Consider the following 13,290-nt stretch of genomic DNA (forward strand, 5'->3'; position numbering starts at 1 on the left):
TATTTGTTCGCGATGGAAACCGATTTGAACCCACCCCTAAGTGCATAGATTTAGTCGAGAAGATACCATTGATACTCGACCAGCTAGACGGGCTCTATACACAAGACAGCCAATGGCAACTCGAGCATATGAGCGGTGAGGTTACCTTGTTTTTCCCCCCTACATTGATGGCTCCTATTGCCGCCCCCTTGTTAGCTAAGTTGGCACGTCTTGCGCCCGCCCTCACCGTAAATTGTCAGCCTTGGTCCCCGATGAGCTTGCATGAACTTGCCAATCACCGGGCTTATTGGGGCGTGAGCTATTTACCGATGGAAACCAATAAAAATGTGGTGCAAAAGCCGTTACCTGATGACAGGTTTATGTTGGTGACCCGAAAAGGGCATCCGCTAATCATCAATGATTTACAGCAGGTACTAAAATACCCGCTATGCGTCAGTGTGATTCCTGGCTATATCGAAGCATCAAAAGTCGAGATGCTGATTAAAAAATATAAGCTCGAGAAAAACGTCAATGTACGATCGAGTGACATGAGCATGCTGCTTGAGCTTATTAGGCAGAGTGACTCTGTAGGAGTGATGTCTGAAAAAAATAGGCCGCTACTAAGTGATGCCTTTCAAACCTATCCTTTGCCTGATGCATTGTATCAAGATACTTTTCGTCGTCAGGCCGCATTTTTTTGCCACCTTCGTGATCGCCATTCCTCATTTACTGAATGGCTGTATAGTGAATTAAACAACTTATTTGGTGAGGGCGTTAAATTGCAATAACTGTTATTTATTGCTTGTCCAAGATGTATTCACTTCGCTGTATTGAACATGTTGCAAGTTAACAACTGGATATCATGCAACGGTTTACATTTAACGCGACATTTATCCAAGTTACTAAATTTACATTTAGAAACGGATTGGTTGCTTTTTAAGTATTTATTCTAGTTTTTCTCCCTATATTGCCTGTATTTTCCAAGACATTAGGCTCTGTGAGATGAAAAATAAAACCTTTAAACTTGCAACACTGAGTGCTGCAATCCTACTTGCATCTACTGCCACTTTGGCCAACGACTCTGCACCTATTACCATCGCTGAGTGTAAAACCTTTGAACCGACTCCTTCGGTAATCGTAAAAGGCGAGAATAACCAATTAACAAGCCAGACGATCACCATTGGTGCGACCGGTGATATGCACGGCCGTATTTTTGCTTTTGACTACGCATTAGACGGCGTCGATAGAAATGCCGGTTTCTCGAAAATTGCTACCCTGCTGCGTGACGAGCGTGCCAGCAATGACAATTTCTTGCTGATTGACCTAGGCGATACCGTTCAGGGCAACTCGGCAGAACTGTTCAACAATGATCCGGTTCATCCTGTGGTGGAAACCATGAATACCCTGAACTATGACGTTTGGGTGCCGGGCAACCACGAGTTCGACTTCGAGCGCGCCTTCCTTGAGCGTAGCCTTGAGAACTTCAATGGTTCAGTGATTTCTTCCAACGTAATTTGGGACAAGAACTCAGTTGACTGTAAAGCCAACGAGGAAGAAGTGCCGTTCCTGCGCGGTTACCAGATCTTCGATTACAACGGTGCAAAAGTTGCTGTTATCGGCCTGACGCCGTCTTACGTGAAAGTATGGAACGCTTCTAACCCAGAAAACTTCCGCAACTTGGATTTCAAAGATGAGCTGGAAGCGGTAACAGAAACGGTTAATACCGTGATTGACCAATATCAGCCTGATGTCGTAATCGGTGCGCTTCACCATGGTCGTAAAGAGCACGGCCGTGGCGTTCACGAGATTGCTTCGGAACTTGCAGACAAGTTCGATGTGATCTTTATGGGCCACGAACACGCCCGCTTTATCGAGCAGGTGGAGAAAGGCGCTGATATCACTGCAGAAATGCCTGAGATTTCTGTCGATGGTAACAGCGAGCAGGAAGACAAGACGAAATCAGGTGTGTACAACGCCGAAAACCGTCACGAGAAAGTGAAAATCATCGAACCGGGTAACTGGGGTTGGGCGCTGGCGAAAGCTGAAATCGAGCTAGAGAAAGATCAGCAAGGCAAGTGGCAGATCGTCGATACCACGCTATCTAACCGCAAGGTAGAGAACGTACAGGAAGACAAGCACCTGCAAGAGCAGATGCAGCATATCCATGATTCCTCGGTTGAAGATGCCAACATCATGATCGGTAAGGTGAAAGGTAACTTCACCAACTCTGCTGGCGGCTTTGCCGATGAGGCAGTTTTGGAAGAGCAGGTACTGAACAGCGAAGGCCTTCGTCTTTACAGCTCTATCCATACCGGTAAACTTGCTGACATGCCGATCACTGATTTGATCAACCAGATCCAAATCATGAACATCGAGCAGAAAGGCTCTGACGCCAAAGGCAACAGCATTAAAGTTGATGTATCTGCCGCAGCGCTATTCTCGGACGGTTCAAACTTGTTTGATGGCCAGGAATACCGCAAGAAAGACAGTGCCAACCTATACATGTACGACAACCAGTTGGTTGCCGTTAACATTAAAGGTGAGCAACTGAAAGAGTACATGGAGTGGTCATACGGTTACTTCAATACTTACCAAGAGAACGATATTACCGTTTCGTTTGATCCTGCTATTCCTGCCTACAACTACGACATTTTCGATGGTTCTGTCCAGTACACCGTAGATCTGAGTAAAGCGGTTGGCGAGCGTGTCGATATTGCCGAAATCCGTGGTGGTGAGTTCAATCCAAACGCTGATTATGTACTAGCGATTAATGATTACCGCCTAGGCACCCTGCTTGGTCAAGAATGGATCACCAGCGAGCAGGTGATTTGGGATTCTTCGAATGAGCCTGTTTATGCTGTACGTGACATGATCACTGAGTACGTAGAGAACGAAGGTGTGCTGGAGCGCAGCAAGTTCGAGAATGTTAACTGGTACATCAAGCAATACGGCCCATCTAATGCTGCTGGTGAAGTGGCGGAGAAAGGCGACATCTTGTCATTGCGTGAAGGTGCGGGTGCAGAGCTTTGGCAGAAGCTGCAAAACAAAGAAATTTGTGTGATGCGCTCTGGCCCAGGTGCACGTGACTCTATCAACATGTCAGTGAACCTTGCCGATGAAAGCACTTGGTTTGCCAACCCGAACTACTCTGCAGAAGCAACGCTAGACGAGTTATACGAAGGCTGTGCGTACAGCAATCAGCCAAAATAAAATGCTTTGAGTAATCAATGTAAAGGCGCTTCGGCGCCTTTTTTTATTTATACCAACCTAAATAAGTATTTGAACAATCTTGCTGGTTAAAAATGTTGTTCTCTGCGTTAGAGATTTTGAAGTTAGAGCCACTAGCTCCTGCAATCTCTGCCTTGATAACAACATTTTGTCCTGCGCAATATATAGGCCAATTACTTATCCAGGTTGGTATTGAACCAGACGAAGATCACTTTTGATCTTTACTCACCGTTTGATTTTTTCATAAAAGGTGTTATTGTAATACAATATTATTGATTGCTAGATGTCGAAGCGTACTTTTCCTCAGAGCTTCGGCATAGCCATTAACTAACTTAAAGAGAACATTGATATGTCTAACAAAGTTGCATTTATCTCTGGTGCTACAGGTGGTATCGGTTTCCAAGTTGCTAAGCGCCTTGGTCAAGACGGCTACACTGTGATTCTTAACGGTATCGAAGACGCTAAAGGCGCAAGCTGTGTAGCTGAGCTAGTAGAAGCTGGCATCGAAGCGGAATACCGTGGTTTTGACGTAACTGACGAGAATGCTGTAACTGAAAACATCAATGCTATCGGTGAAAAATACGGTAAGATCGATGTTGTTGTTAACAATGCTGGTGGCCTAGGTGGTCGTAGCCCAATCGAAGGCATGGAAACTGAGTTCTTCCGCAAAGTAATGGCACTTAACCTAGACAGTGCTTTCTTTGTTTCTCGTGCTGCAATCCCGTTCCTGAAGAAGTCTGACAATGCGTCAATCATCAACTTCACATCTAACGCTGCTTGGAACGCAGGTGGCCCAGGTGCAGGTATCTACGGTACATCTAAAGCTGCAGTTCACACGCTAACTCGTGCTCTTGCGAAAGAACTAGCACCAGCTAACATCCGTGTTAACGCTGTATCTCCAGGTACTATCGATACGCCGTTCCACGCTCAGATTAAAGAAACTAAGCCAGAAGTATTTGCTTCTTGGGCTAACAGCATCATGCTGGGCCGCCTAGGCCAGCCAGAAGAAGTGGCTTCAGCTATTTCTTTCCTAGTAAGCAAAGATGCTTCATTCATCACTGCTGAAACGCTGCAAATCGGTGGTGGTCAGGCTCTAGGTATCTAATCCTATGCCTGAACAAAGTTAGCTTTTAGCTTTGTTATGAGAACCAATAAAGACGGTAGGTACTGCAAAGTATCTACCGTTTTTTTGTGCCTAAATTACGCTGTTCGGTGCTGATTTATTGCTGTTTGCTATTGCGATACATAAGAATGTGGATCACTCTTCCTGCTGTCCTGCTGTCCTGCTGTCCTGCTGTCCTGCTGTCCTGCTGTCCTGCTGTCCTGCTGTCCTGCTGTCCTGCTGTCCTGCTGTCCTGCTGTCCTGCTGTCTCATTTCTTCTGATAGCTGGTATATCCCATATCCTTTCTGTTTTGAGTACTGACACTTGGGATTTCAATCGTAGTTATTGAACACACCTGCAAATCATATCCTTACACAGGCTTACATTAGGTGTGTGAACATTGTTGTTTGGCGGTATAGAGCGGCTGAAAATGAGGGGAATGCCTACTTTATGGTTAGGAAGTGGTCATCTTCTTTCATTTTGTAAGACACCACATATTTAACGATTGAAGTTAGTGGCATAAGATTTGCCTCTGTTTTTTTTGTGACACATGTCACTTCTGGGTGTTTTTGGAAGTTCACGTTGCTTAATGCTTTTGGGATCAATATCACATGGGGAAACGTTTGCTTGTTCGTTTATTGAGCGATTGTGTGTTGTCTGGTTGTTGAGGTTTAACGTTTGCGCAGCATGCAACGGTTTACAATTAACGACTCATTTATCGAACTTACTAAATTTACATTTAGAAACCTTCTGGGTGCTTTTTGAGTTTTTATTCTATTGCTTGGGCGTATATTTGCTCGCGTTTCCATTTTCTATTTCCATTTTCTATTTCCATTTTCTATTTCCATTTTTTAGATTGCCTAAACATGACTAAGAGTACAATTAAAGTAGCAACGCTGAGTGCAGCGATTGTTACCGCCCTAGCAGGATGTAATAGCAAGAGCACGCCAGTAGATGAAGTAGAACGTCCTACTGTTCGTCCACCAATTGCAGAATGTCGTACTTACGAACCGACACAGCCAGTAATCGTTAAAGGTGACAATGAGAACCTACAACGCCAGACGATTACTATCGGTGCAACCGGTGATATGCACGGCCGTATCTTTGCGTATGATTACGCATTGGATGGTGTTGATAACAACGCTGGCTTTAGTAAGATTGCTACTCTTCTTCATGAAGAGCGAGCGCAGAACGAAAACTTCTTGATGATTGACCTTGGCGATACAGTTCAAGGTAACTCTGCCGAGTTGTTCAACGACCTACCTGTTCACCCAGTAGTAGAAACCATGAATTTCATGGAATACGATGTTTGGGTACCGGGTAACCATGAGTTTGATTTCGATCGTGACTTCCTATGGCGTAGCCTTGAAGGCTTTGATGGTGCGGTTATTTCTTCCAATATCGTTTGGTCGAATGCAGCTACTGACTGTGCGGTAACTCAAAATGAAGGTAAAGAAACTCCTTTCCTTCGTGGGTATCAAATTTTTGATTACAATGGTGCAAAAGTTGCCATCATTGGTCTAACTCCTTCGAATGTTCCTGTTTGGAATGCATCTAACCCTGAAAACTTTAAAAACCTTCGCTTTAAAGAAGAGTTTAAGGCACTTGAAAGCACAGTAAATCAGGTAATTGATGAACATAAACCTGATGTTGTAATTGGTGCTCTTCACCACGGTCGTAGTGAGTCACATGCTCGTGGTGTTAATGAGATTGCTTCTCTAATGGCAGACAAGTTTGATGTGATCTTCATGGGTCACGAACATGCTAAGTTTATTGAGCAAATTGGTTTCAATGAAGACTTTGAACAAGGTATGGATGATATCTCACTAGGTGGTGATAACCTAGTCGAAGATAAGTCTATATCTGGGGTCTACAATTCTGAAACTCGAGCAAGCAAAGTTAAAGTTATCGAGCCGGGTAACTGGGGTTGGGCTCTGGCAAAAGCAGACATTGAGCTTGAAAAAGATCAGAATGGCCAATGGCAGATTGTTGATACAACACTAGCAAACCGCACGGTTGTAGATATTGAAGAAGATGCTGGTGTTCAGAATGAAATGCGCTTTGTTCACGATGCTTCAATTTATGACGCCAATATCGAAATTGGTAAAGTGATTGGTAACTTTACTAATACCGAAAACGGTAAAGCAGATGAAGCGGTACTAGAAGAGCAGGTACTAAATAACGAAGGTCAACGTCTATACTCCACTATCCATAGTGCAAAAGTTTCGGATATGCCTCTGACTGATTTGATTAACCAAATTCAGATCATGAACGTGGAAGAAAAAGGTAGTGCGGCAATTAAAGAGCAAATCACAGTTGACGTATCAGCCGCAGCGTTGTTCTCGGATGCCTCGAACCTATTTGATGGTGAGACATACCGTAAGAAAGATAGTGCTAACTTGTACATGTACGACAACCAGTTAGTTGCAGTGCGCATTACCGGTAAAAACCTGAAAAAGTACATGGAGTGGTCTTACAGCTACTTCAACCAGTACCAAGAGGGCGATATCACCGTTTCATTTGATGAAACTGTTCCTTCTTTCAATTACGATATTTTTGATGGCAACATTCAATATGTTGTAGACCTGAGCAAGCCTGCTAATGAGCGTGTCGATATCACTGAGATCCGTGGTACGCAATTTGATGAAACAGAGACTTATGTGCTGGCTATCAATGACTACCGCTTTGGTTCACCAATGAAAGAAGTTGGTTGGATTACAGACGAAGATGTTATTTGGGAGTCTTCAGCTGAGCAAATTTATGCAGTGCGCGATATGCTGACCGACTATGTGGCTAAAAATGGTGAACTTAACCGCGCTGAGTTTGAGAATGTAAACTGGTACATCAAGCAGTACGGTCCATCTGATGCAAACGGTAACATTGCACAAGAAGATAAAGGTGCAATCTTGCTGGCGCGTGAAGATGGTGCTGAGGGTGAAGCACTTTGGAAACGTCTGCAGAACAAAGAAATCTGTGTGATGCGTTCAGGCCCTAGTGCTCGTGATGCTATCAATGTGTCGGTAAATGCAAAAAATGAAGGTACTTGGTTCGTGAACCCGAATGCAAGTAAACCATACGAAGGCTGTACTTACAGCAACCAGCCTAAGTAATTTAAATAATTGATATGTAATTAAGAAGGCGCTTCGGCGCCTTCTTGTTTTGGAAAATTACGATGTTAAAACGATTATTATTTCCTTTTGTCGTCTTTTTAATTTCAACGGCTATCTTGTGGTACTCACCAACTGTGAGTGAGTCATTCAGACCTAAAGCCTATAGCAACCAAGAATTTGTCCGCGCGAGTGTGATCGATGTTTTAGCTGAGAGTACTCAGTCAGATCCTTTAGTGCCTTCAGTTAAGACAGGACGTCAACGGTTGCTGGTGGAATTGCTCGAAGGTGAAGAGGCTGGCAAGCAGGTCGAAGTCGAAAACCAACTTAGCCGATTACACAATGTATATGTGGCAGAGGGTGATAGGTTTATCCTTTTGGTGAGAGAGCAGGGTAACCGCACAATTTACTGGCCTTACAACCATGACCGCTCCTCGGCAGTGTACTGGATGGTCGGGATCATTGTGGTGTTAACCGTATTGTTTGCCGGCCTGCAAGGCGTAAACTCTGTGATTTCCTTGTATTTCACCGGTGCTTTGCTGATTGGGGTGTTAGTGCCAGCTTTGTTTGCTGGTTGGAACCCGATCCTTATCACTATTGGCCTGATGGCGGTGAAAATTGTGGTCAACTTCCTGTTGGTCGCTGGCTGGAACAAGAAGTCACTAGTGTCCATGCTAGGTACACTGGCTGGGGTAGTAATGGCTGGCCTGATGGCTCAGTTTTTTGGCGAGAGGGCACAGCTTAATGGCCTATACCTTGAGAAAGGGGAAGACATTCTCTATCTCGGTGGTGAGGCGCAAATACAAGTACGCTGGCTGCTGTTTGTCGCCATTATGGTATCGGCGCTGGGTGCGGTGATGGATGTGGCTATCTCCATGGCGTCTTCTTATCACGAACTGCGGGAGATGTCGCCAGAGCAATCTGAAAAAGACCGCCTGCTGGCAACAATCCGGATCGGCCGCGATATCCTGGGAACCATGACCAACACCTTGGTACTGGCTTTCGTCGGCAGTGCACTGACCACCATTATGATGGTGTGGGGCTTCCAGATGCCGGTGATGCAGTTTATGAATATCCCCGCACTGTCTCTGGCGATGATCCACGGCTTGGCGGGCAGTATCGGCTTGATCATGACAGTGCCGCTAACCGTACTGATTGCCAGTGCTGTGTATCAGCGAAACGCTGAATCAACAGCCTCATCTGCAACCGAGCCGGTCAAAGAGTAGGTACCACCACTTAGCGATACCGATGAAAAAGCCACGATGCGTGTTTAATGCATCGTGGCTTTTTTGTGGGAACAGGATCGGTATTTAAACCATGAACCCTAAATCCATATTGCCAAAGTTAGTGGATGTGGTCGGGAAGATAGTTTGAATCCCCCCTTCACTGACGCCAAACCAACTCGCTAATGTAGCGGCCATTTGCTCATGGGCGAGGGTTGGGATTAAGCGTCCCCTGCCGTTGTCATCGGGGCTACCGACACTAAAATCTGGGTAAGCGCCATAGCAACCACTGGATACACTGCCACCAATGACCAATTGGTTACTGCCCCAACCATGGTCGGTACCGTCATTGGCGTTGTTGTGCATGGTTCGGCCAAAGTCCGACATGGTAAAGCTGGTGACATTGGGTTGCAGCGTACCTAGTGCAAGGGTGAATTCGGTCAGTGCGGTATCTAACTGGCTGTACAGTGACTGGTGGCGCGGCACTTGGTTTGAATGGGTATCGTAACCGCCTTGATTGACAATAAAGACCTGCCGGCCGACACTGCCAGAAGCTACCGAGGCATCAATGATCCGCTTCACGGCTGACAGCTGCGAACCAATAGAGCTGTTTCGGCTGATGGCCGGATCGAGATCTGTTGAGTCGATGAGCGAGCGGAAATTATTGTAAGGCGCAAGGAAATCACCATGCTGCTTGAGGTATTGCTGGTGGAAGGGGGACATATATACTTCTTCGACCATTTCGTTATATTCCCTTTCCAGTGTCCCCGAAGCGCTAAAGGCATTAACGGCAGCTACAGAGCCTTGGGTGTTGGTTCGCAGGTCGCTGACATTCATGCCGCTGAGCCAACTGTTGCCGCCAAGTGATACCAGCTCTGGTATCGCGCCCCCTTGAGCTAGGATATCCATCAGCAAACCGCCCCAACCATAGGCGGCATAGGCACTGCTATGCCAGCTGCTCTCCCAGGCGTATTGTTGCTTGGCATGGTTGAACAAGCCTGTCGGATAAGGCGCGCCTGAACCTGATGGGCCTACCAGTGTACCAATATTGATAAGCCCGGCAGCTAGCCCATCTTGAAACAGTGATTGGACGCCAGGCATATTGGGGTGCAGGCCAATAGGCACACCGTTGTCGTCACTTTTTCCAGTCATGAGCAAACTGGCTTTATCAATGGCAATATTGGGGCGGCGGGCAGCATATTTACCATAAAGCTCTTCATCACCCGCCATCATCATATTGAACGAATCATTGCCGCCGCGGAGGAATACACACACCAAGGCTTTGTAATCTTCAGCTGCATAGGCTTTGTTTGAAAGGGAAAATGCCATAGGCATTGCTGTCGCCCCTGTCATCAGGGCGCTGTGTTGCAAAAATCGACGTCTCGATAATTTCATCATCATTACTCCTGAACCTGGAACTCGGGGGACATGGCAGCCATCCAGAACACCTTGTACATATTGTCATGGTTACTTTTCGGCATATCGTCATAAACATCGCCAAGCCGTTGTTCCAGTTGCGGGCTGAGCGAGCCATCGAACAATGTATCAGCCAGCAATGTGAGGAAGTTGGCTTTGTCATCAGTTGTCCACAGGCCAGTAAATGCGGAGTAATCGAGGATTAACCGGTTATCCGCTAGCCCTGCGACATCACCGGTTAAGGTTTTATCGTCCTTCAGCTTGCGGAATATTAGGTTAGACAGATTCGGAATCTCCGCCGATGTGTAGAGGGCGAACTCTGGGCCGATTAGTCCGTTGTCCTCCAGCGGGCCGCTCGGGGTGAAGTAGGCTGGGAAGAAGTTGAATACAGACGGAGCCGATAATGGTCCCTGCGAAAAACGGTGTCCTTCTGGCGAGTATTGCGCATCGTAACCGTAGCCCAGTGAGGTATCCCGGTGGTGAGGATAGTTGTCGCCCATTTGGCTGTTAAACGCCCGGTATAGCGCGGTCATGGTGACAATCGGCTCACGGGCTTTCGAGACGGTGAGAGGGTTAGATTCGTAAGGTTGGGGATCGGTGAGTATGGCGGTCACAACAGCAGCGAGATCGCCTTGGGTATTGTTGAAAGTACGGGCAACGCGCTCGACATAGTGTTTGTTAGGGTTAGAGGTCACAAGTTGCTTAATAAGATGGGTACTAACAAACACAGCGGTTTCACGCCTGGTGACTAGAATATCGAGTAATCTTTCTAACTCTTCCTCGGCTGTTTCATTGCCAGGGAAGCTACGGCCTAGAATGCGCTTGGGCTCTGTATCATGGTTACCGGCATTGATCACCATAGGGCTGAGCAAGCCATTGTCTTCATCCCAGCCGGTAAATAACCTCGCTAGCTCCAATACGTCCTCTTCAGTATAAGCAGGAATAGGTTGCTGAGTTTCCTTATCTTTTTTGATGACACCCTGATAGCTTACCTTCCATTCACCAAGTGAGAACAACTGGAGCAACTCGCGGGCATAGTTTTCGTCGGGATATTGGTTCTTTTCCGGGTCTGGCGGCAGGTTGCCAGCCATGGTTAGAAAGCGCCCCATCGCGGGGGAATAGGTAACATCGCGGATTAAATCTTTGTAATTGCCAAAGGCGTGTTCGACCAGAATATCGTAATAGACGGCTAACCCTTTTGCCCTATCATCACCAGACAGCCCGGCATCGTTTTGTGAGACTACGACTAATTGGCTGAGTGCAAAGGCGACCCGCTGGCGCAATTGGTCTTCACCATTGAGAGCGATTCCCCACCATGCATTGCTGCGGTAATTGCGGTGTTCTTGAGTGCTGCCATTCGCTGCCCCCCGGATTTCTTGGATACGCAGGTATTCATCAAGGTGGTATGACGGTGTTATTGCCAGCTGTGCTTCTACCCATTGCTCCGGGGTGAGCCCGACGGTCGCGTTGATATCAGCTAACGTTGGGCCAAACGTACCGCGTTCAAGTAAACGTGAGGCATTGTGGAAATCCAAAACAAGTGGCGTCTCGATGCGCTCGAAGCTTAGGCTATAGTCGGCAGACGCTGCCCAGAGAACATTGTCAGTTTTAGATTTGATGGGAACAATCGAGCCATCTGTTTGTAGCTGCCCTACCACGACCTCTTTACTGGTGTTGTTGATACACTGGCCTATACGGTAAGGCCATTGGGCAGTTCGGTTGTGGCTACGTTTGGTGATTTGGCACTCAAAGGTTTCAGTAGGGGTATTGTTGTTTAGAACAGTCACTTCAACAGTGTATGGAAAGTAGGTGTAATTTATTGCTTTTTGAACGCTACCATTATCAATCAAATCAACTGCGTGTGCATAGGATGCAATAACTTGAAAAAACAGTACTACGATAGCTTTTTTCAAAAAAACAAGGTTTTTGAAAAACATCGTGTTGACTCCAAATATAGTAATTAGAAGTGTTGTTTAATTTAATGTGAAAAACTGCAGTAAGTGGTTGATTTAAATTAATTCCCTTTGTGGGCTCTCCTTGATGTGTGTTTTATTTGATAAATAAATGGTAGCAAACAAACACGATATGTATATAAAGTTGGGCAGGTAATTTTCTTTGGAAATATTTTTATTTCTAATTTTGTGAGCTTAAGCCAAAGATGATTTGAAATTGATAAAAGTATATTTTAATTAATTGAAATAAGAAGGGGCAACAACTATTTGATTGTTGTTTATTTGACGTTCTGATGATTTTTTGGCACCTGATCCCTATATACCTAAGTAACCTCAAGGTGCGCTAAACATTGCAACTTGAAGTTATTTAGGTATAGATACTGTATATGATTCAACTGGCGAGTGTTTAAGGCGCTTCATCCGATATAGCTCTTTGTCGGAGCGGTTTATCGCGTCACGTAAGTTTCTTCGGTCGCTATTTAGAGCAATACCGTAACTATAAGAAATATTGAGTGCAGACAACGTAGCTTCAATATCTGTTAGGAATTTTTTTGCCCTGCTCGGTTGGAGAATGGCAATGAATTCATCGCCGCCAAAGCGGATGATCATTTCATTTCTCTGGGTATGTTGCTTTAATCCTTGGCTAAATAATACAAGCACACTGTCACCAAATTTATGGCCGTGTTCATCATTGAGTTTTTTAAAGTTATCCAGATCAAAGAAGATCAGATCAAACCTTTTGAGTGAAATGTTTCCAAGCGCTTTTCGATTAAACACGCCTGTCAGTTCGTCAACACTTTGGTCGCACTCATATTTTGTGATGATATGCTTTGCGGCAAGGGCGAGTAAGCCAATACCAATCAGAATACTTCCGTCATCAAGAAAAATTGCTATAGGAGAAGGGATTGCATCGATTACTTTTTGCAATGGAGCGGTTTGCTCGATCATGTGATAGATATTTTCTACCCCCATAAACATCATTCCAACAAGAGCTATTTTTTCCTTTTTGAAAACAGGATAAGCACACACCGAGATGGAAATTATAGAAAGTAAGATCAGGTACTCGATGGCAAACTCGGCTTTAGACAAGAAAAGTGACTCATCAAGTTTCATGATGAGCATAAGAAAAACCAACCCGGTGCAGACGACTGCCGATACGGCCTTAACCATTGAAAACCACCTTTTCCTTCATATAGTTAATATGCCTGTTAGTGCATTTATACTCTATGAGGATGAGTTTTGCATGATGTTCGTCAAAAAAATGGCACGAAGTAAAAAATCG

General features: G+C 45.4%; 8 protein-coding genes. 5 read left to right on the forward strand and 3 right to left on the reverse strand.

Going from position 1 to position 13,290, the window contains the following annotated elements:
• From ACXAGQ_RS27865 to ACXAGQ_RS27885, 5 genes are all read left to right on the forward strand, one after another.
• A partial coding sequence (locus ACXAGQ_RS27865; protein WP_475258374.1) for a LysR substrate-binding domain-containing protein occupies positions 1 to 767 on the forward strand: 767 nt, incomplete at its 5' end.
• 214 nt (positions 768 to 981) lie between these two features.
• A complete protein-coding gene (locus tag ACXAGQ_RS27870; protein WP_475258376.1) occupies positions 982 to 3,189 on the forward strand; it encodes a bifunctional metallophosphatase/5'-nucleotidase in 2,208 nt (735 codons plus the stop codon).
• A gap of 367 nt (positions 3,190 to 3,556) precedes the next feature.
• Positions 3,557 to 4,312 (forward strand): SDR family NAD(P)-dependent oxidoreductase, encoded by a 756-nt coding sequence (locus tag ACXAGQ_RS27875; RefSeq protein WP_475258377.1) that lies wholly within the window; start codon positions 3,557 to 3,559, stop codon positions 4,310 to 4,312.
• Positions 4,313 to 5,176: 864 nt separating this feature from the next.
• Positions 5,177 to 7,420 carry a bifunctional metallophosphatase/5'-nucleotidase gene (locus ACXAGQ_RS27880; protein ID WP_475258379.1) on the forward strand — a complete coding sequence of 748 codons (2,244 nt, stop codon included), beginning with the start codon at positions 5,177 to 5,179 and terminating at the stop codon, positions 7,418 to 7,420.
• Positions 7,421 to 7,482: 62 nt separating this feature from the next.
• The gene (locus tag ACXAGQ_RS27885; protein WP_475258381.1) at positions 7,483 to 8,643 is read left to right on the forward strand and encodes a YibE/F family protein; all 1,161 of its coding nucleotides are present in this window, start codon (positions 7,483 to 7,485) and stop codon (positions 8,641 to 8,643) included.
• An 84-nt stretch (positions 8,644 to 8,727) separates the two neighbouring features.
• On the opposite strand, the gene ACXAGQ_RS27890 is transcribed toward ACXAGQ_RS27885, so the two are convergent.
• The 3 genes from ACXAGQ_RS27890 to ACXAGQ_RS27900 all read right to left on the reverse strand — a co-directional run bounded on the left by ACXAGQ_RS27890 (position 8,728) and on the right by ACXAGQ_RS27900 (position 13,178).
• Positions 8,728 to 10,035 (reverse strand): DUF1501 domain-containing protein, encoded by a 1,308-nt coding sequence (locus tag ACXAGQ_RS27890; protein WP_475258383.1) that lies wholly within the window; start codon positions 10,033 to 10,035, stop codon positions 8,728 to 8,730.
• Between the two features lie 5 nt (positions 10,036 to 10,040).
• On the reverse strand, positions 10,041 to 11,993 hold the full coding sequence (locus tag ACXAGQ_RS27895) for a DUF1800 family protein (RefSeq protein ID WP_475258385.1): 1,953 nt from the start codon (positions 11,991 to 11,993) through the stop codon (positions 10,041 to 10,043).
• 378 nt (positions 11,994 to 12,371) lie between these two features.
• Positions 12,372 to 13,178 (reverse strand): GGDEF domain-containing protein, encoded by an 807-nt coding sequence (locus tag ACXAGQ_RS27900; protein ID WP_475258387.1) that lies wholly within the window; start codon positions 13,176 to 13,178, stop codon positions 12,372 to 12,374.
• Positions 13,179 to 13,290: the final 112 nt, after the last annotated feature.

This window comes from Photobacterium sp. ABD4_091, assembly GCF_056160145.1.